Genomic DNA, 19,664 nt, shown 5'->3' with positions numbered 1-19,664 from the left:
GGCGACTGTTGGGATAATGCGGTAGTAGAAAGCTTCTTTGGAAGCCTGAAGCAAGAGCGCGTGCAATGGCGAAGTTACCAAACTCGCTATGAGGCACAGCAGGATATTTTGGATTACATATCCATGTTTTATAACAGTCGGCGGCTGCATTCTTACTTGGGCTACATGAGCCCGAATGAATACGAAGCTCAGGCAATTGAAATGAAAAAAGTATCTTAACTGGGTTGGTCAAAAATGCTAGACCACGTCATTGAGCTTTGGGGTGGTACGGTTGATGTTGATGGTCTGTACATCTACAACGCAGGTGATGATTCAATCGATACTGACCAGGGTTATATCGGCACTCTTTCAAACGTTTACGTTCAGCAAGTTGTTGTTGATGATGAGATTGACTCACGTGCAATCGAAGCTGACTCGCACAGCACTGACGATGCAGGCACACCAATTGCTAAGCCAACGCTTGAAAATGCAACACTAGATACAATCGGTCGCGCTATTCGTCTTCGTGAAGGTACAGGCTACGTATTTAACAACGTACAAGTTAATGTTAAGTCTTCAAGTGCTGATGCATCACTAATTGGGACACAGGTTGATGACGGTGAAGGTGGTACTGAAGAGTACACTGAAGCTGATTACATTGCAGACATCGCAGCAATCCGTGTAAGTGATACTGCTGTAACTGGCGATGAAATTGAAACAGCAGGTGCTGGTATCGCGATCAAGAATGACGCAGTTGAGTTAGTGATTGATGATGCTGTAACAGGCGACATCGGTGCTGACGGTATCATCACTAGTGGTAAGGGTATCTATCGTGACGAAGGTACACGTGAAATTTTCCGTGCACTTGGTGATGTACATGAAACAGTCGGTGTTTCTGGTGATATGGTTGACGAAACATATCTAGACTCTTCTGGTGTAGCATTTGCTGCAGAAGTTGATGCTGACAACGCTGTAACTGGTGTTGATTTGAGCATCTTCGAATGGGCATTGGCAGAGGTTAACGATCAGGCTGTTTCAGTTATTAGTGGCGACATCACAAGCGATACAACACTAACTAGCGATAGCTTGTATGCAATCACTGGTGAAGTGAATGTTGTTGACGGTGTTACGCTTACTATTGAAGCTGGAACAACACTTTTCGGTGCTTCAGGTAACTCTTACCTAGCGATAAACCGTGGTGCAATGATTGATGCTCAAGGTACAGAGTCAAACCCAATCATCTTTACGTCTGCTCAAGACGTTGCTGGTCTTAATACTGGTGACGAGCAGGGTCAATGGGGTGGCTTGACTATCCTTGGTCAATCTACCAACAACAAAGGCGAGCGTACTTATGAAGCTGGTACTCAGTCTTATGGTCCTGACGCTGGTGTAACGATTGCGGACGATAACAGTGGAACACTGACTTACGTTGCGATCAAATACTCTGGTTATGAAGTAGAAAAAGACAAAGAGCTTAACGGTCTTTCTCTTGGTTCTGTAGGTTCAGGTACAACTATCGAGAACATCGCAATCATTGGTTCTGCGGATGATGGTATCGAGCTTTGGGGCGGTACAGTAAGCGTCGACGGTTTGTATATCTACAACGCTGGTGACGATTCAATCGATACCGACCAAGGTTATATCGGTACACTTTCAAACGTTTATGCTGAGCAGAACATCGTTGATGACGAAACTGGTTCACGTGTAATTGAAGCAGATAGTCACAGCACCTCTACTGATGGTGACCCTAAAGCGCAACCTACTCTTGAAAACGCAATCTTGAAGTCAGTTGGTCGTGCAGTTCGCTTGCGCGAAGGTACAGACTACGTGTTCAACAATGTTCAAATTTTGGTTGAGTCTTCATCAGATGCAGACGTTGAGGCGATCCGTGTAAGTGACACTGGTGTTGATACTGATACTCGCGCAACGGTAACAGGTGCAGGTCTAGCGATTAAGAACAATGTAAACGCTAGTGCTGACCTGTTCACTGCAGGTTCTGAAGCTCGCTTCACTGTAGATGCTGGTAGCACGCTTTATACAGACGATGATACCTCTTTGACTATCACTGAGTACGATGCGAGCTGGGCTGAATAATCCCGCTTAAGTCTAAAAGTGTAAGGTCTTAGGAAGTTTAATGACAGGGATGTTAAGTCTAACTACAAGGAAGTAGTTGGACTTAAATAAATCAAAAGGCCCGCTGTGTAGTGGGCTTTTTATTTTGTAGGTATAAATTTAGCCACTCAGTTATTCGGCTCTTAAATAATGGAAGTATAGATTTGTTTCAAGTTGAATCCAAAAAGCGTTCAACCCTTATTAAAGAACGTTGTATTACTGCAACTCTCGCGATCTCAGCCGCAATTGCCATTGTTACAACTATTGGTATTTTGTTTTCTATCCTGTTCCAGGCGTTAGAGTTCTTTCAATTAAAAAGCCTTTGGTATTTTATTACAGGTACCGAGTGGCACATGAGCCATGGAGAAAGCTCCTTCGGTGCAGTACCGATTTTCGCCGGTACCTTCATGATCACAATTATTGCGTTAGCGGTATCGATACCCATTGGCTTGGGTAATGCGATTTATATGAGTGAATATGCCTCATCAGCTCAGCGAAAAATATTGAAGCCCTTGCTCGAAATTCTGGCGGGTATCCCGACTGTCGTTTATGGCTTCTTTGCTGCGTTGACAGTGGCTCCAGCTATCGTGGCAATAGCAGAACAGTTTGGTGTCGATGCTGCTTTTAACAGCGCACTAGCAAGCGGCTTGGTGATGGGCGTTATGATTATTCCGGTCATTTCATCCTTGAGTGATGACGTACTTCGTGCTGTACCAAGCAGTCAACGCAATGCCGCCTATGCGTTAGGTATGACGCAAAGCGAGACGATCAAAAATATAGTTTTACCCTCTGCGCTTCCGGGTATTATCTCAGCCTGTTTGCTTGGCTTTGCTAAAGCGATTGGTGAAACCATGATTGTGGTTATGGCTGCCGGTCTTAGACCAAATTTGTCGTGGAACCCTTTAGAAGATATGACCACCGTAACAGTGAGAATTGTTGACTCCCTTGTCGGGGATCACGCCTTTGACTCACCGCAAACGCTTTCGGCTTTTGCCTTAGGCTTGGTCTTATTTGTGATCACATTGATTCTCAATATGGTCTCGTTGTCCCAAATCCGTAAGTTTAAAGAAAAATACAAGATAAGCAGGCTATGACTTCAAAACAGAATTCTAACCCTTTTTACGACCCGACCTTAAGTAAACGGCATCGTGCCTCGCGATTTTTCAAACTTTTCGCAAAGAGCTCCGTCGTATTTACTCTGTCGTTTCTGATCTTCTTCATGGTCGATATCCTTAGTACTGCTGCGCCTGCTGTGAAGCAAGCTTATGTGCAAGTTGAAGTAGAGTTTTCTGAGCGAAATGCTAAGTCCACGCGTCGCGCCATTCCAAAAGGTTATCGCAAAATTGTAAGTAGGGCTTGGCTACGTACGTTAACAAAAACCATGCGAGACCAGCCTGAATTGATGGGTACAAGCCAAACAATGTGGGCATTGGCTGATGACCAGGTTGACCAGTATTTAAAAGGTCATCACTATAACCTGAAAGAAAAGCAGCTTGCCCTAGTCGATAAGTTGAAAGAAGAAGGTAAGTTAGAATTACGCTGGAATAGTGTTTTCTTCAGTAAGGGTGACTCTAAAATGCCAGAGAATGCCGGGATACTGTCTGCCATCGTAGGCTCGGTACTGACCTTGTTAGTAACAATGGCCTTTGCTTTCCCGATTGGTGTGATGACGGCAATTTACCTGGAAGAGTTTGCATCCGACAACCGCTTTACCCGTTTTGTTGAAGTGAATATAAACAACCTCGCGGCTATTCCTTCAATATTATTCGGCCTACTAGGCTTATCAGTATTTATTAATTTATTTGGTCTGCCAAGAAGCTCGCCATTAGTGGGCGGTATCACTTTAGCGCTAATGACATTACCAATTATTATTGTCAGTTCTCGTGCTGCACTCAGAAGTGTACCCGAGTCAATTCGCCATGCAGGTTATGGTTTGGGCCTTAACAAAATTCAAGTTGTCAAAGACCACGTTCTACCCATTGCGCTACCAGGCATCTTGACCGGTACGATAATTGGCATGGCGCAAGCCATGGGGGAAACCGCTCCATTAATCATTATTGGAATGATTGCATTCATCCCAGATTCACCTTCGTCGATCATGGAGGCTGCGACGGTACTGCCGGCCCAGATCTTTACGTGGGCGGGTATGCCTGAACGTGCATATGTAGAAAAAACAGCAGCGGGCATTGTTGTCATACTGTCGATATTAATCACACTGAACGCTGCAGCTATTTACCTAAGGAAGAAGTATGAAATCAAGTGGTAATAACATAAAGATCGTCGCTGAAGACTTAAACCTTCACTATGGTGATCACCATGCTTTACATGGTATCAATATGCAGGTGCCAGAGAATAATATTACGGCCTTGATCGGGCCTTCGGGTTGCGGTAAATCGACATTTTTGCGCTGCCTAAACAGAATGAATGACCTGATCGACATCGTTGATATTGCCGGAAGAGTAGTCATTGATGGTAAGAATATATATGACAAAGACGTAGACGAAGTTTCGGTAAGAAAGCGTGTAGGAATGGTGTTTCAGCAGCCAAACCCTTTCCCAAAGTCTATCTACGAGAATGTTGCTTACGGACCAATTAAGCATAGCCAGGTTAAAAAGGGTAGTACCGAATGTGATGACTTAGTTGAGCGTTCTCTTATATCGGCAGGTCTGTGGAATGAAGTTAAAGACAAACTGCATTCCCCTGGTACGAGTTTGTCAGGTGGTCAGCAACAAAGACTTTGTATTGCCCGAACGATAGCGGTTAAGCCTGACGTTATACTAATGGACGAACCTACCTCAGCACTCGACCCGATCTCGACACAAAAAATCGAAGAGCTAATGCTTGAGCTAAAGAAAAGTTACACGATTGTAATTGTGACGCATAACATGCAACAAGCACATCGTACTGCCGACATGACTGCTCACTTCCACCTAGGGAAGCTAATGGAGTTTGACCAAACGACAAAAGTTTTTGAATCGCCAAGTAATCAGGTAACGCAGGATTATATCGGTGGGCGGTTTGGCTAACTGTTAGAAATAGCGCCGCATAAATGCAAAAAAGGCCAAGTAAAATATTTACTTGGCCTTTTTCGTTTAGCTTATTTAGCTAGAAAGCACTAGCCGCACTTGCTATCACCGCAGTTCAAGCAAGTCTGGCAACCATCCATAACGATCACCGACTTATTGTGGCACTTCTTACAAAGCGTCGCGTTAGCAGGGAATGGGTTATCTTCAGGTGGCTCTTCAGTGTTAACGTGAGTAGCGCTGCCTTCCTTTTCGAACTGGGCTTTCTTTTCAGCAAGAATCTGCTTTGTATGATCGCTCATTTCTTCAGACTTGATTAGACCGATAGTCTTCATGTGCTTCTCGACTACAGAGCTAATCTCGGCTACTAATGATGGCATATAGACGCCACCTTTCTTGTAGTAACCACCGTTCGGGTCATAAACTGAAGATAGCTCTTCGATCATGAAGGTGATGTCGCCACCTTTACGGAAGACGGCAGAGATAACGCGAGTTAAAGCGATTACCCACTGATAGTGTTCCATCGACTTAGAATTAATGAAGACTTCATAAGGTCGTCTAATTTCGTGGTCAGTATCTTCATTAAGAATGATGTCGTTAATAGTAATATATAACGCATGCTCAGATACGGGTGGTTTAATTTTATAAGTTGAGCCGAGAAGATAGTCTGGTCGTTTAATCGACTCATTCATCTCTACTGGAACAACCTTTGGCGTGTTGTCTACAACATGCGCTTTATCACCGGAGTTGTCTACTTGATAACCGACGATTTTCTTTTCAATTTTAATTGCCATAATTTTTTACCTATCAATCTGCTACATAGTGAAGGGTGCTTAGTGTATTGCTCACTATGTCTAGTATTTTCCGTAGGTACCTTCTTTCAATGCGTCGAATAAGTTCGCTGCTGAATGAATTTCACCGTCGTATTCTATTTCTTCGTTACCTTTCGCTTTTACTTTTGTACCATCTTCTAGCGTAAATTCGTAGATGGTGTTCTCAAGATCAGACTCTTTCACCAATACGCCCTGGAATGCTTCAGGGTTAAAGCGGAAAGTTGTGCATCCCTTCAAGCCTTTCTCGTACGCGTACATGTAGATATCCTTGAATTCCTCATATGGGAACTCTGTAGGAATATTTGCAGTCTTCGAGATTGACGAGTCAACCCACTGTTGAGCTGCCGCCTGAATGTCTACATGTTGCTTAGGCGTTACGTCATCTGCCGAGATAAAGTAATCAGGTAATTGTGTCTTCGGGTCAGTAGAAAACGGCATTGCATCAGCATTGACGAAATGACGGTAAGCGAGAAGCTCGTATGAGAATACGTCTACTTTTTCTTTCGTCTTCTTGCCTTCACGAATAATGTTTCGTGAATAGTGATGAGCAAAACTAGGCTCAATACCATTACTTGCGTTATTGGCAAGTGAAAGCGAAATGGTACCCGTTGGTGCGATAGAAGTGTGGTGAGTAAAACGAGCACCTTGTTCGGCTAATTTTTCGATTAGTTCCGGCTCATGCTCACCAACTTTCTGCATGTAACGGCTGTATTTTGCGTGAAGTACTTTACCTTTTACTTCATCGCCAACCTGGTAGCCTTCAGCTCTCATTTCAGGGCGTTTAAGAAGCATCTCCTCATCAACGATGAAGGTCTCTTCCATGATTGGCGCAGGGCCTTTTTCTTCTGAAAGCGCTAGGCCTTGTTTCCAGCCTTCAATAGACATCTCACGGTTTACCTTTTCAGTAAACTCGATTGACTCAGGTGAGCCATAAGCCATCTTAAGCATGGTGCAGGTAGAGCCAAGACCCAGAATTCCCATACCGTGACGGCGCTTGAAGTTAATTTCGTTACGCTGGCCAATTAGCGGAAGGCCGTTGATCTCGACAACGTTATCAAGCATGCGCGTAAAGATGCCCACAGCTTTTTTATACTTTTCGAAGTTAAAAAAGGCTTTGTCAGTAAATGGACGCTCAACAAATTTGGTCAGGTTCACCGAGCCTAGCAAGCAGCTGCCATAAGGTGGTAGAGGTTGCTCGCCGCATGGGTTGGTTGCGCGAATGTTTTCACAATACCAGTTGTTGTTCATCTCGTTAACTTTATCGATAAGGATAAAGCCTGGCTCAGCGAAGTCATAGGTAGACGTCATGATGCTGTCCCAGATGTACTTCGCTTTTACAGTGTTATAAATGCGACACGCTACCTGACCTTCATCATTAGTAATATAGCTTGTTTTAACTGGGAAGCTACGAAATACGAATTGGCTCTCATCACTTAGGTCAAGATTGTCTTCTTCAACTTCTTCAGCAGTAACAGGGAAGGATAGCTGCCAGTCAGCGTCATTCTGAACCGCTTTAATGAAGTCTTCGGTAATTAGTAATGAAAGATTGAACTGACGTAGTCGGCCGTCTTCACGTTTTGCACGTACGAAGTCCAGAACGTCAGGGTGGTGTACATCAAAGGTCGCCATTTGCGCACCACGACGCCCACCAGCAGATGAAACGGTGAAGCACATCTTGTCAAAGATATCCATGAAAGATAGAGGGCCTGAAGTGGTTGCACCTGCACCAGCAACGTAAGCACCTTTAGGGCGTAGCGTTGAAAACTCATAACCAATACCGCAACCAGCTTTAAGAGTTAGGCCTGCTTCATGGTTTTTGAGCAAGATATCATCCATTGAATCGAACACAGTACCCGAGACAGTACAGTTAATGGTTGATGTTGCCGGCTTATGCTCGCCTGCGCCGGCATTAGACATGATTCGGCCGGCTGGAATAACGCCGTTTTCTAGTGCCCACTTGAAGTCGTTGTAGACGGTTTCTCTTTTGCCCTCTTCTTCTACAGATGAAAGCGCTTTGGCAACACGCTCATAGGTAGCGTCAATGTTTTGATCGACGGCCTGACCAGTTTTAGTTTTTAGCTGGTACTTAGTGTGCCAGATATCTTGAGAAGCGTCTTGCATTGGTAATGGAGAGACAAGTGGTTCAACTTTGGCGTTCATGTATGACCTCTATCTGGAATATCATTTTTTCAGTTGTTATTAATAGTAGGCTAAAACGGCTGAGTTAATGCTGATTAGCGCTTCTATATATAGTGTTAGTTTGGTACATCACTTTACCGCACACTGTTTCTAGCTTTAGTGGCATAAGCCGCTGACATCAAAGCTTGTTCAGTATGTAAAAACCCGAAAAAGGCTGGTCCATTGGGGGCTAATACTGTCCTTATTACATCAATATATAGGGGGCGTTTTGTTTTAGTATCCACTACATGTTGTTGTGTATGCGGGAAGTATAACACTATATTGTGGTGTGTGAAGTTTCTTTTCCGATTTTTTTATTGTGTAAATATCAAGGTGGTCGAGACTGGTTTGTCAATACTTTGGGGCGATAAAATATGAGGAAAAGGAAGGTGCTTGTATTTATGGGCTTTGCAGAATTAGTGCTTACTTATCTTTTTATGTTAGCACTAGATATAGTGTTTTGTTATAGGCATCTCAGTCCTAGATCTGTAAGCGGAATGTGTAGGTTTTGCTAATACTAGAGGCGAACTAAATGAAGGCGCTAAGATATAGCGCCTTAAATTCGGTTTGCTTTTTAATCGCCTTTTTGTTCAGACTGACATGCCTGTACGGCCGTTAGTGCAATGGTAAAGACGATATCTTCTATTAATGCGCCACGAGATAAGTCGTTAACAGGTTTGCGCAAACCTTGTAGCATTGGGCCGATACTGATTACATTGGCGCTACGTTGTACAGCTTTGTAGGTGGTGTTACCAGTATTTAGATCTGGGAAGATAAAAACGGTTGCTTGACCGGCCACCGGGCTGTTCGGTGCCTTTTTCTTGGCGACACTTTCAATCGCCGCCGCATCGTATTGGAGGGGGCCGTCAATTACGAGGTCTGGCCTTAAGTTCTTAGCGATCTCAGTAGCTTCACGAACTTTGTCGACGTCTGCGCCGGTGCCGCTTACACCTGTGCTATAGGAAATCATGGCGACTTTGGGGTCAATGCCAAATGCTTTGGCTGAGTCGGCACTTTGTATCGCAATATCGGCCAGCTGTTCGGCATTCGGGTCTGGGTTGATGGCGCAGTCACCATATACAAGTACTTGGTCGGGGAGGCACATGAAGAAAACTGAAGACACTACCTTGGCGCAATCGTTTGTTTTAATCAACTGAAGCGCGGGGCGCACAGTGTTGGCTGTTGTGTGAACAGCTCCTGATACAAGCCCGTCAACTTCATCTAGCGCCACCATCATCGTTGCGAGTACGACATTGTCTTCTAGCATTGCTCGCGCCATTTGGTGACTCACGCCTTTATGCTTTCTGATCTCTGTCATTGGGATGACATAGCGTTCACGTGCTTCGTCAGGGTCGACGATCTGAATATCACTCGAAAGCGTAACACCCTGAGCACTTGCGACCGCCTTAATTTCATCGGGCTTCCCGATTAGTATGCACTGAGCTAGTTCTCGCTCATGGCAAGCAATAGCGGCACATATCGTTCTTGGTTCATTGCCTTCAGGTAATACGATCGTCTTAGCTGCACTGCGCGCATTTTCAGATAATTGATAGCGAAATGCCGGCGGAGAAAGGCGTGTTGCGCGTTCTTTATCGCAGTGTAGCTTGAGCCAGTCTATATCCAGATGGTCGGCAACTGTCGTCATTACCTCATCCATTCTATTTAAATCATCTAGCGGAACTTTGTTTTCAAGCTTGGATAATGCGACGGCGGTTTCAAAGGTGTCATGATGCGTACTAAGCAGTGGTAAGCCGTTTTGAAGTGCCGGGCGGCAGAAGTCGAGAATACTTTCGTCGGGTTGGTAGTTGCCCGTTAACACGATGCCCGCTAGAGGAAGGCCATTTTGTACCGCCATTCCAGCAGCAAGTAGCACGTCACTCCTATCGCCAGGGGTTACCAGCAGGCAGCCTGGGGTTAGGGCACTGATGAGATTGCTAACACTGCGCGCGCAAATGGCGATCCTCGTAACCCTTCGGGTACGCAAAATCTCCTCGTTACCCGTTCCGGGTACAACCTTCATTTGTAGCTCATTTGCGATATCAAAGACTCGCGGCGCCTGTAAAGCCGGTACAAGCGGTATCTGGCCTATAGAATGAAAACTTTCACTAAGCACTGTGGATGCTTCTATTAAGGTGCTGGTGCTGAGTAGTTGTTGGCAGTTTTCGACCTCTGTTGCTTCGGTGAGCGAAATCGCATCATCGTGCAGTTGTTTGGCGTTTTGTGCGCAGCCTACTTTATTCAAAATACAGCCAATGACACCGGCTTTAATTGAGGAGAATAGGCTCAAGGATGTTTTTAGGTGGTCATCGAAGGTATCAACTGAACAATTGCTTGGCAAGGAGGTCATTGGCACAAGCAGAATGATTTCTGCGTCGAGACTGTTTGCCATTTCCTTATTGAGCACGCTGGTATGAGCTTCGTCTGTTGTTGGAACAATTCCTTCAATGATTATTACGTCGTACAGCTTTTTTATCTTATGGAAGTTTTCGATTACTTCTTCCATAAGAAGGTCTTTGTCGCCGCGTGTAAGGTAATCTTGTGCTGTCTTCAGTGGAATAGGCTTTGGGCTGTCTATATGATTGATTGCATTAGCAAAGTGGACAGAGTGATCGGGGTGACTTTGGGTAATTTGTGTAATCGGCTTAAAAAAACCAACTCTTACACCTATCTGGTCAAGCGCTCTGAGTAGGCCAAGGCTGACGGATGTTAAGCCGGCATTTTTAGCGGTTGGTGCAATAAAAAATGACTTAGACATATTAGACTTTCCTTAAATCTGTTCTCAAATATTCTAAGGGTTTGAGAGCATAATGGTTCGTTGCAATAGCTGGTAGAAGTGGCCGCATAGCATTTGTTATATTAGCGATAGAGTGTCTTCTACAATCATAGCTTCTTCGTCAGTTGGGATGACGAGTACCGGGATAGATTGGTCTTCATGAATAGAAAGCCCGTTGTAGCATTCGTTACGTGAAGAAGGCTGATTGTTTGCTGCATGGTTAATAGTAAAGCCGAAAATTGACAAGTGTTTGACAATATTTTGCCTAACGACAGCTGAGTTCTCGCCAATTCCACCGGTGAACACCAGTGCATCTATTTGTTCTAGTGAGGTCATCATGCCGGCCAGGTGTTTGGCCGCTCTAAAGCAAAATACCTCCAAAGCAAGTTTGCATTGGGTATGACCTTCATCTGCCTTCTCACAAATTGTGCGCATATCGTTGCTCAGCTCAGATATACCGAGTAAACCGCTTTGCTTGTTTAGGAGTTCGGATATCTCCTCGGGTGAGTAATTCTGACTGATTAGAAAGTCAAAAATACCTGGGTCGATGTCGCCAGATCGGGTGCCCATTACAAGCCCTTCAAGTGGGGTCATGCCCATACTTGTATCAGCGCTTTTACCGTTTTTTATTGCCGCAACACTTGCGCCGTTACCCAGGTGAGCGGTAATAATGTTTAGCTCTGGCAATGACTTATTTATCGTTTCAGATGCACGCTTAGCAATATAGCGGTGACTGGTACCGTGAAAACCATAGCGGCGAACATTATGTTCAGAATAAAGCTTGTAGGGTAGTGCGTAAGTATAAGCTTTGGCTGGCATTGTTTGATGGAATGCCGTATCAAATACTGCAACTTGTGGGAGATTAGGGTGCAGCACTTGTAAGCTCTCGATACCCACTATATTGGCTGGATTATGCAATGGAGCAAGGGGGATGCAGGCTTTGATCTGCTCAAGTACTTGTTCGCTAATCACAACAGATTCGCTAAAGATATTACCGCCGTGAACAACTCTATGTCCGATGGCCTTGAGTTCTTCTTTGATTGGAAAGTGCCGAGCAAGTTTCTCTATTGCTGCTTGTAGGGCAAGCGCATGGCTGTTGCCAAGTTCCGAAGATAGGTTTAATAAGAGGGTTTCTTTCTCACCTGAGTGCTTAACAGTAAGTTTGCCTTCTGTCTGATTAAGCGACTCTGCCAAGCCTTCTGCGAGAAGGCTTGTTTCAGGGTGGGTTGAGTAGAGTGCAAACTTTAAAGATGAACTGCCACAATTGATAACAAGAATAAGGGAGTTAGCCATGCTAAATAAACGTTTCCTAAGTTTATTGGGGTGGCCTGAGTACTAATTCTCTGCAGAAATTTCCAAGGCCCTTCGAGATGATTCGAAATAGATCTCATTGATTTGTTTAGCATTTAACTCGAATTTGGCTAATGCTGTCCAGTCTAACTTTTGCCATTCAGACTGTTCAAAGGCAATTGTGGTGGATAGGGCAAGTCCGGCATTACCTTTTAATAGAGTGAGCGCATCATTTATTCCCGGTGCTAATGAAATATGAGAGACGATATCGCTTAGTGATTGATCAAAAAATGCATCAAGGCAAGAAAGCAGGCCGACGGTGTAAAACTGGTCTTTTAGGCTTGGTTCAATATATTCCGATAGCCTTTCACACATTAGTGCACGTACCAGCGCCATATAGTGCAGCGCTTCGGGCTTGTCGTCCAACTTGCTTAATGCCAGCAAGCTGGCCCAGCTCTTAATTTTATCTATGCCCAGTAAGGTGACAGCCTTGTGAATAGAGTCTATGGTGTTGCTTCGTTTAAAGGCGGCGGAGTTAATAAGCTTGAGTAGCTTGAAGCTTAGTGCCGGGTCTCGGGAAATGATGGAGGTTAAGCCATCCATATCAATCTCGGGTGCTTGAATTTCAGAAATTAGGTTAATTATTGTCATTTTTCCTGCAGCGATTTTCTTACCTTTAATTATCTCGGGCTTGGATAAAAAATAGCCTTGGAAGAGGTCGCAGCCAAGTTCGTGGCAGCGCTTAAATTGCTCAGGTGTTTCGATCTTTTCCGCCAGAAGAGTTACGTCATGCTGCTTAAGGTTTTTAATAGTTGCCTGTAATTCATCATCGTCCATTTCAGGTAGTTCTAGTTTAATAATGTCTACCAGTGGCAATATGCGTTGATAACGTTCATCCATAATAAAGTCATCAAGTGCTAGCGTGAAACCGCGTTGTTTAAGCTTTTTTAGGCTGGAAACAACCTTGTCTGTAATTTCGATATTTTCCAGTACTTCTATTACCGCCGTATCAGGGTTGAATAGTGGTGGGTTATGCAGGAGTTCAGCAGTAAAATTGACATAGGCAGGCAGGTTATTCGTAATGCTTGATATATCGCTTTCTGTAAATAAATTAAGTAAAACCCGTGACGTTGCTAGGTTGCCATCAAAGCTACTAATGGGGGTGTCGCATTCACTGCGAAAGAGTAGCTCGTAACCAGTGACTGTTTTTGAACGGTCGTAAATTGGTTGTCTGGCAAGTAATACGTCGTTTTTATCGGTCATACTTTGTCTCAATAGAAAATCCCTAAATCGCACCAAAACTTGTTCGGATAAGTTGGGCGCGTAGTTTGTCTATAAGCAGTTTAGTTGACGCGGGTAAAAACAGGTGGAAAATGGTGCAAAAAAACGTAAAAAGATTGGGTTGGTATCTATATCTAGGGGGAGACTAAGTTCTTGGAAGTATTCGAGAGGTATTGGAGAAGTTAAGAAGGAAAATGGCGTCCCCTAGGGGAGTCGAACCCCTGTTACCGCCGTGAAAGGGCGGTGTCCTAGGCCTCTAGACGAAGGGGACGCAACTGCTTCTCCGTCGAAGTGGCGCGTATACTAGAGAAGAGGCTCGACCAAGTCAACACTTTAAATAAAAAACTATTCAATTTGTTGTAAGCAAGCTTTGAGATTGTTTGCAGTGAGGTCAAATGCTGCAAGAGTGCCCTTACGTTTTATTAGATTTTGGTACTGTTTTAATACTTTATGATGCGTAGTAGGAATCTGAGCTTCTAATTTTTCTTGCGAAAGTCCCTGGTCGATGAGCAGGATAATCTCGAATCGAAGTTTGTTTTCACCAGAGCAAAAATAGTATGCGTGCTCGGCCAAATCTATGGCGGGTAGACCTTTGTTCTTGTATACAAGAGTTGAACAGCGGGCAAAATTTGTGTTGATATCGGAATAGGCGTTTAACGTACCAATATCTTTGGCCAGTTGATACACATACTCGACGCGCTTACGGGCTTTTCTGCTTATATCTGGTAGTGAATCAATTGCGACTTGTTGAGGTAGTCCTCGTTGGAATAATTGTAAAATTGTTAGATGTTCGCTGGTAATTATGGCGCAGGAAAGGTGGGTCTGTTTATTGCCGACTTCGCTAGGGCTTTGTTGGGCGTTTGTGGTAGTGGTGAAGAAGCAAATAAACGTCACTATCAAGAAAAAAACTTGTTTCAATTGGAAGAGCTCACTGATGATTTAAGGTTATTAATTGCACAAATTCCACATGCTTTAGTACCTTATTATAGCGCTTAAAACTCAATATGGATGGTTTCTGGAACACACTGTTGTTGAAATAATCTATTGCCAGGATTTCCGTTGCACTTAAAACTAGAATAGAATTCACGTTTTTCCTATTCAGGCTTTAGTTTCAGTCTGTCTATTTGTTGGTTTTAGTTTGTCTTGGCTGCTTGAGGCAAAGAGTCTATATCAAAAGGTATTAGTATGAGTTTTAAGGGTACTAGCGATTATGTAGCGACCGGTGATTTACAGATGGCTGTAAATGCTGCGATTCAATTAGAAAAGCCTCTTCTTATTAAGGGTGAGCCAGGTACTGGTAAAACTATGCTGGCTGAGCAGTTAGCAGAATCACTTGGCACGCGTTTAATTCAGTGGCACATCAAGTCGACAACAAAGGCTCAGCAGGGCTTGTACGAATATGATGCTGTGTCACGTCTAAGAGATTCCCAGTTAGGAAATGACCGTGTTCACGATATATCTAACTACATAGTGAAAGGGAAGTTGTGGGAAGCCTTCGAAGCAGAAGAGCGTGTTGTGCTATTGATTGATGAAATTGATAAAGCCGATATCGAGTTTCCAAACGATTTGCTTCTTGAAATCGATAAAATGGAATTTTTTGTTTACGAGACACAAGAACGTGTTGTGGCGAAAAATCGACCAATTGTATTGATTACCAGTAACAACGAAAAAGAACTACCGGACGCATTCCTAAGACGCTGCTTTTTCCATTACATCAACTTCCCAGACCACGAAACAATGGAGAAAATTGTGGAGGTTCACTACCCCGGCTTGAAGCAGAGCTTGGTTAAAGAGGCGCTCGATGTGTTTTTTGATGTGCGTAAAGTTCCTGGCTTGAAGAAAAAGCCTTCAACAAGCGAATTGATCGATTGGCTTAAACTATTGATGGCTGACGAAGTATCCGAACAAATTCTACAAGAGCGAGACCCCTCTAAAGCAATACCACCCTTGTATGGTGCATTGATTAAGAATGAACAGGATGTCCACTTGCTGCAGCGCTTGGCATTTATGGCAAGGCGCAAGGGTTAGCCTAAAAGTATTTTTTACTCGCAATCGGTTTGTATTAGTAGAAAAGAGGTATCTCGATGTTAATAGAGTTTTTTCAGGAAGTGCGCCGTTCTAAGGTTCCAGCAACGCTTAAGGAGTTCTTAGACTTAATGGAGGCGCTTGAGAAAAATATAGTCTTTGCTGATATCGATGAGTTTTACTATTTAAGCCGCTTGTGCCTTGTAAAAGATGAGAAAAACTTCGACAAATTTGATCGCGCCTATGGCAAATATTTTGAGGGAATCGAAGCGCTTGATGATCTCTTCGAAGAAATGATTCCAGAAGATTGGCTCAAGGCAGAGTTTGAGAAGAACTTAACTCAGGAAGAAAAGGATAAAATCGAAGCCATGGGCGGCCTCGAAGAGCTAATGGAAGCGTTTAAAGAGCGGATCGAGCAGCAAAAGAAAAAGCACCAAGGCGGGAACCGGATGATTGGTACCGGTGGTACATCACCTTTTGGTGCGAATGGCTATAACCCTGAAGGTTTTCGAATTGGACAGAAAAACGGTCGAAATGGTCGTGCTGTTAAAGTTTGGGAGAAGCGTGGCTACAAAGACCTTGATGGCGATGTAACGCTTGGGATTCGAAATATCAAACTTGCGCTGCGTCGTTTGCGTAAGTTCGCTCGTCAGGGGGCAGCTGATGAGTTGGACTTGGATGATACAATAAGGTCTACCGCGCGTAATGCCGGTTACCTTGACCTTAAGCTTGTGCCTGAGCGCCACAATACTGTGAAGGTGCTGATCTTCTTTGATATTGGTGGTTCAATGGACCCTCATGTAAAAGTTTGCGAAGAGTTGTTTTCTGCGGCGCGTGTTGAATTCAAGCATATGGAGTATTTCTACTTTCATAACTTTATTTACGAAAGTGTATGGAAGAACAATATTCGTCGTTCAAACGAAAGCATGCCGATCTACGATGTGATTCACAAATATTCTTCTGACTACAAAGTACTCTTTGTTGGTGACGCATCAATGGCACCTTACGAGATAACTCAGCCAGGTGGCAGTATCGAGCATTGGAATGAAGAAGCTGGCGCTGTATGGATGCAGCGTGTGACCGATCATTTTGATAAAGTGGCTTGGGTTAACCCTCTGCCAGAGTCATACTGGGGGGAGGGCGGCTCTTTGGGGATAACCAAGCAGCTCTTAGAGGACAATATGTACCCAATGACGGTTGAAGGGCTCGAAGACGCAATGCGCTATCTCAGTCGCTAAGTTGGGGTGTTTGGATAATCTTTAATCAATATTTCTTTCACGATTACAATTACTTACTTATTTAGTGACATAGCACAGATTTTTTTCTTTAAGACTTGCTATTATCAGAATAACAATCACTTATAAAATTTTGAAGTTTGTTATGGGTATCCAGCGGTTTCTTGTTTTCGTTGTTCTAATCTCTATATCGTGTATGCAGTTGAATGCAGCGCCCCCTGTTGCTCAGCCCGCTAACAATAGCCTTCCTGCAAGCCAGTCTCAGAAATCTCCTGTAAAGAAAAAGTCTCCCGAGTTGGTTAAGCTTGCCAAAGAGGCCGAACAGATCAAGTCAGACTTAATTGAGCTAAATAGAGAACTTTATAATTTTGAAGAACAGTTACTATATCCAACTGAAACCCAGTTGGCTGTTTTTCTATCCCTTGATGCCAAAACTACTTTTACGCTTGATTCAATTGAAGTTCTGTTAGATGACAAATTAGTCGCTACGCATTTGTACAACAAGTCTGAGTTGGCAGCCTTAAAGAAGGGCGGGGTTCAAAAAATCTATCTTGGAAGTTTGGCTGATGGACAGCACAAATTAACAGCCCAGTTTAACGGACAGGGTGCAGATAATAGCTATTTTCGTCGTAAGAAAGCCTTGAAATTCACTAAGGAAAATAAGGCTAAATACATACAGATGGAAGTTATTGAAAGTGCTGGTAAGCGAGAGCCCTTGTTCAAAGTTAAGCAATGGTAGCTGTCATCATGCTTTCTATGTCAGGTAGTATTCTTCAGTTCTCATCTCGTTATGTTGCCTTGCAATGTACCAAACTTTTTAGCTTTGCTCTTGCGTGCCTGACTCTTTCTATTCTGCTATCTGTTCCAACAGTTGTACTTGCCGCCAGCCAAAGCAAAGGCATTCCAGAAGAACTCTACGAGGGCATGGTCAAATTCAAGCTAAATAGCGGTGACGTCTTCAATGCACTGGCGATGATGAACGAGCCTTATATTTCAAAATATCCTGCCGACTATAACGCAGCCTTACATGGTTATAGCATGTCTAACAAAGCGCGTAAGCTGTTAGATATCAATGGCAAGCAAAAAAACAAACTTAGTGATTCTGAGCGATTTACGCTTGGTGAAGTCTACTATAACGATAACGATTGTATTAATGCGCTTAAGTCATTCAAGGGACTAAAGAATAAGCTGTCACTAGATGATAAACAGCGTTGGACTTTTTATAGAGCAAACTGCTTTATAGAGCTCGGTAGCCCACAGAGAGCAGCGAAAGCACTAAGGGATTTGGTCGGAGGAGTCTGGGCTGCTTATGCTTATTACAATCTTGCTATAGCTTATGCTGAAGCGAGCCATGACAAAACTAAAGCGCTCGGCACGCTTTGGATAGCGAGTTCACTGAATAAAGGTAAAAGCGAAGAAGAGTTGGCTTTGGCTGACCGAATTAATCTTGCGTCCGGCTCACTCTATTTGGAGGGGGGAAAGCCAGACCTTGCTTTAGAGTTTTTCAAAAAGGTTCGCCTTGACTCTGACAGTACGGCTGCAGGCTTATACCTGAATGGCTTGGCACATCTGGAGCTTGGTGATTTTCGTGCTGCCACTCAATCCTGGTTTAGTACCAAGACTTACCCTCTTACAAATCAAAGTGTTGCTGAAGCAGCATTGGCCATTCCTTACGCATACGAACGCTCCGGCTATATAAGTCAGGCTCTTGAAGCCTATAAAGAAGCCAGTTCCGGCTTTGAAAACGAATTGAGAACGATTAACAAGCTAGATACGGCGCTTGAAAAACATGGTGCGCATGCAGTGTTGATTGATGGTAGCGAAATTAAGGGGCTGGAGTGGTTTTTGTCAAAAGGTGTTGTTAAGAATACTACACGCGCTGCTTATTACCGTTATTTCGCTCAGGATAGGGATATTCATGACGATATTAAGCTATACACCGAGATGCACAACCTAGTGGTAAATATCGAGTATTGGCAGACTCAATTATCCGTATTTTCTCAGGCCTTGAACTCTAAAAAGAGTAATTTCAGTAAACAAATAAAGCGTTTTAATTCTGTTGAAATTGCTAACCGAATTAATGCTTATGATAAAAAAGTTGGCAAACTTTCCTCAAGTAACTTGATGACGCCAAAGCTTAGTAAGAGCTTGCAGATTGAGGCAATGAAAAACGGTGTAGATACTTTGGCAAGTAGGCTTGGTAAGCTTCAAAGCAAAGTAAATAATGGTCCTAAACTACTTTCAAGCCAGTTATCTGAAAGCGCAGCTCTAGGGCAGCGACTCGCAGCGAAAAAAGTGAAGATAGAGGCTTTGCTAGATAAGTTGGATAGCGAGATTACTAATGTCTGCCGGCAGCATCTTTCTGAGCTAAGAAAGGTGATGATGTCCAATTATGAGAGAGCTGAGCAAGGCTTGGTGCATATTTTCCAGGGTATCGCTGAAAATAAATCGACTAAGCGAAAGAAAAGTAAAGACGGGCGCTATTCTCGATGATGTATTTTATTAAATCGACTAGAAACAACGTTCCTAGGCTTTATTCTTGGGTACTTCTTTTAGCTGTAGGTATGTTTTCAAACACTTCTTATGCTGCTAGTGATGACCCATTTATTTTTGAGTTGAAAAGTGATCTCGAAACCATTGGTGATATCAAACCGAGCTTTATCGTCTACCAAGATAAACCTTTACCCAAGGTCTCAATTAATTACATCTTAAAGCGCTACATAAAATTATTTGAAAACGCTAACTCGCCTAATGTAAAAATTGATGCTTTGAATCGTATTAATAACTTAAGGGAAAAGTACAAACTCGATAGCAAGAAACTTACGATTGATAAAGTTACTCAAAGTCAGGTGGTGCTCGATAGCTATGATCGTATTGTCGATTCAGGTGTATTTTATCAACGCATGGATGAATTGCTTTACCAAACAGCTAAGGC

General features: G+C 43.5%; 16 protein-coding genes and 1 tRNA gene. 10 read left to right on the top strand and 7 right to left on the bottom strand.

Features of this window, described 5'->3' with window-relative positions; translation table 11 throughout:
* The 5 genes from A3766_RS01800 to pstB form a co-directional block, all read left to right on the top strand.
* Positions 1-219, top strand: a 219-nt coding sequence (locus tag A3766_RS01800; protein WP_156508612.1) for an IS3 family transposase, incomplete at its 5' end; no start/stop codon positions are given.
* Between the two features lie 15 nt (positions 220-234).
* A complete protein-coding gene (locus tag A3766_RS01795; protein WP_068512729.1) occupies positions 235-2,073 on the top strand; it encodes a hypothetical protein in 1,839 nt (612 codons plus the stop codon).
* A 182-nt stretch (positions 2,074-2,255) separates the two neighbouring features.
* Positions 2,256-3,185 (top strand): phosphate ABC transporter permease subunit PstC, encoded by a 930-nt coding sequence (gene pstC, locus A3766_RS01790; protein ID WP_068512730.1) that lies wholly within the window; start codon positions 2,256-2,258, stop codon positions 3,183-3,185.
* A complete protein-coding gene (pstA, locus tag A3766_RS01785) occupies positions 3,182-4,357 on the top strand; it encodes a phosphate ABC transporter permease PstA (RefSeq protein ID WP_068512727.1) in 1,176 nt (391 codons plus the stop codon). Before pstC ends, pstA begins: the two co-directional genes overlap by 4 nt.
* Complete coding sequence (gene pstB, locus A3766_RS01780; protein WP_068512725.1) at positions 4,341-5,117, top strand: phosphate ABC transporter ATP-binding protein PstB; 777 nt, start codon at positions 4,341-4,343, stop codon at positions 5,115-5,117. The genes pstA and pstB overlap by 17 nt, the downstream gene beginning before the upstream one ends.
* Positions 5,118-5,206: 89 nt before the next feature.
* Here pstB and A3766_RS01775 read toward each other — a convergent pair whose 3' ends face one another.
* The 7 genes from A3766_RS01775 to A3766_RS31795 form a co-directional block, all read right to left on the bottom strand.
* Positions 5,207-5,908, bottom strand: a complete 702-nt coding sequence (locus tag A3766_RS01775) for an NrdJb (RefSeq protein WP_068512706.1) — start codon at positions 5,906-5,908, stop codon at positions 5,207-5,209.
* 60 nt (positions 5,909-5,968) lie between these two features.
* Entirely contained in the window at positions 5,969-8,107 is a 2,139-nt protein-coding gene (locus A3766_RS01770; RefSeq protein WP_068512703.1) for an adenosylcobalamin-dependent ribonucleoside-diphosphate reductase, read from the bottom strand.
* Between the two features lie 592 nt (positions 8,108-8,699).
* Entirely contained in the window at positions 8,700-10,880 is a 2,181-nt protein-coding gene (gene pta, locus A3766_RS01765) for a phosphate acetyltransferase (RefSeq protein ID WP_068512700.1), read from the bottom strand.
* Positions 10,881-10,976: 96 nt separating this feature from the next.
* Positions 10,977-12,191: an acetate/propionate family kinase gene (locus A3766_RS01760; RefSeq protein ID WP_068512696.1), complete on the bottom strand. Its 1,215-nt coding sequence runs from the start codon at positions 12,189-12,191 to the stop codon at positions 10,977-10,979.
* Between the two features lie 42 nt (positions 12,192-12,233).
* Positions 12,234-13,451, bottom strand: coding sequence for an EAL and HDOD domain-containing protein (locus A3766_RS01755; RefSeq protein ID WP_068512688.1), 1,218 nt, complete (start codon positions 13,449-13,451; stop codon positions 12,234-12,236).
* A gap of 213 nt (positions 13,452-13,664) precedes the next feature.
* Positions 13,665-13,740 (bottom strand) — tRNA-Glu (locus A3766_RS01750).
* Between the two features lie 74 nt (positions 13,741-13,814).
* Positions 13,815-14,387, bottom strand: a complete 573-nt coding sequence (locus tag A3766_RS31795) for a hypothetical protein (protein ID WP_156490352.1) — start codon at positions 14,385-14,387, stop codon at positions 13,815-13,817.
* A 267-nt stretch (positions 14,388-14,654) separates the two neighbouring features.
* Here A3766_RS31795 and A3766_RS01735 point away from each other — a divergent pair, with 267 nt between their 5' ends.
* The 5 genes from A3766_RS01735 to A3766_RS01715 form a co-directional block, all read left to right on the top strand.
* Positions 14,655-15,497 (top strand): MoxR family ATPase, encoded by an 843-nt coding sequence (locus A3766_RS01735; protein ID WP_068512684.1) that lies wholly within the window; start codon positions 14,655-14,657, stop codon positions 15,495-15,497.
* A 56-nt stretch (positions 15,498-15,553) separates the two neighbouring features.
* Positions 15,554-16,732 carry a VWA domain-containing protein gene (locus A3766_RS01730; protein ID WP_068512682.1) on the top strand — a complete coding sequence of 393 codons (1,179 nt, stop codon included), beginning with the start codon at positions 15,554-15,556 and terminating at the stop codon, positions 16,730-16,732.
* 142 nt (positions 16,733-16,874) lie between these two features.
* Positions 16,875-17,468, top strand: a complete 594-nt coding sequence (locus tag A3766_RS01725) for a hypothetical protein (RefSeq protein ID WP_068512672.1) — start codon at positions 16,875-16,877, stop codon at positions 17,466-17,468.
* Complete coding sequence (locus tag A3766_RS01720) at positions 17,462-19,222, top strand: lipopolysaccharide assembly protein LapB (protein ID WP_068512669.1); 1,761 nt, start codon at positions 17,462-17,464, stop codon at positions 19,220-19,222. Before A3766_RS01725 ends, A3766_RS01720 begins: the two co-directional genes overlap by 7 nt.
* 71 nt (positions 19,223-19,293) lie before the next feature.
* Positions 19,294-19,664: hypothetical protein (locus A3766_RS01715; protein ID WP_197479172.1), on the top strand; the 371-nt coding region annotated here is incomplete at its 3' end.

The organism is Oleiphilus sp. HI0132 (assembly GCF_001635845.1).
This window is presented reverse-complemented; position numbering and strand designations above follow the sequence as displayed.

Coding starts and splice junctions, on each gene's coding strand:
- A3766_RS01795 (WP_068512729.1), top strand. CDS start 235: ATGCTAGACCACGTCATTGAGCTTTGGGGTGGTACGGTTGATGTTGAT.
- pstA (WP_068512727.1), top strand. CDS start 3,182: ATGACTTCAAAACAGAATTCTAACCCTTTTTACGACCCGACCTTAAGT.
- pstB (WP_068512725.1), top strand. CDS start 4,341: ATGAAATCAAGTGGTAATAACATAAAGATCGTCGCTGAAGACTTAAAC.
- A3766_RS01775 (WP_068512706.1), bottom strand. CDS start 5,908: ATGGCAATTAAAATTGAAAAGAAAATCGTCGGTTATCAAGTAGACAAC.
- A3766_RS01770 (WP_068512703.1), bottom strand. CDS start 8,107: ATGAACGCCAAAGTTGAACCACTTGTCTCTCCATTACCAATGCAAGAC.
- pta (WP_068512700.1), bottom strand. CDS start 10,880: ATGTCTAAGTCATTTTTTATTGCACCAACCGCTAAAAATGCCGGCTTA.
- A3766_RS01760 (WP_068512696.1), bottom strand. CDS start 12,191: ATGGCTAACTCCCTTATTCTTGTTATCAATTGTGGCAGTTCATCTTTA.
- A3766_RS01755 (WP_068512688.1), bottom strand. CDS start 13,451: ATGACCGATAAAAACGACGTATTACTTGCCAGACAACCAATTTACGAC.
- A3766_RS01735 (WP_068512684.1), top strand. CDS start 14,655: ATGAGTTTTAAGGGTACTAGCGATTATGTAGCGACCGGTGATTTACAG.
- A3766_RS01730 (WP_068512682.1), top strand. CDS start 15,554: ATGTTAATAGAGTTTTTTCAGGAAGTGCGCCGTTCTAAGGTTCCAGCA.
- A3766_RS01725 (WP_068512672.1), top strand. CDS start 16,875: ATGGGTATCCAGCGGTTTCTTGTTTTCGTTGTTCTAATCTCTATATCG.
- A3766_RS01720 (WP_068512669.1), top strand. CDS start 17,462: ATGGTAGCTGTCATCATGCTTTCTATGTCAGGTAGTATTCTTCAGTTC.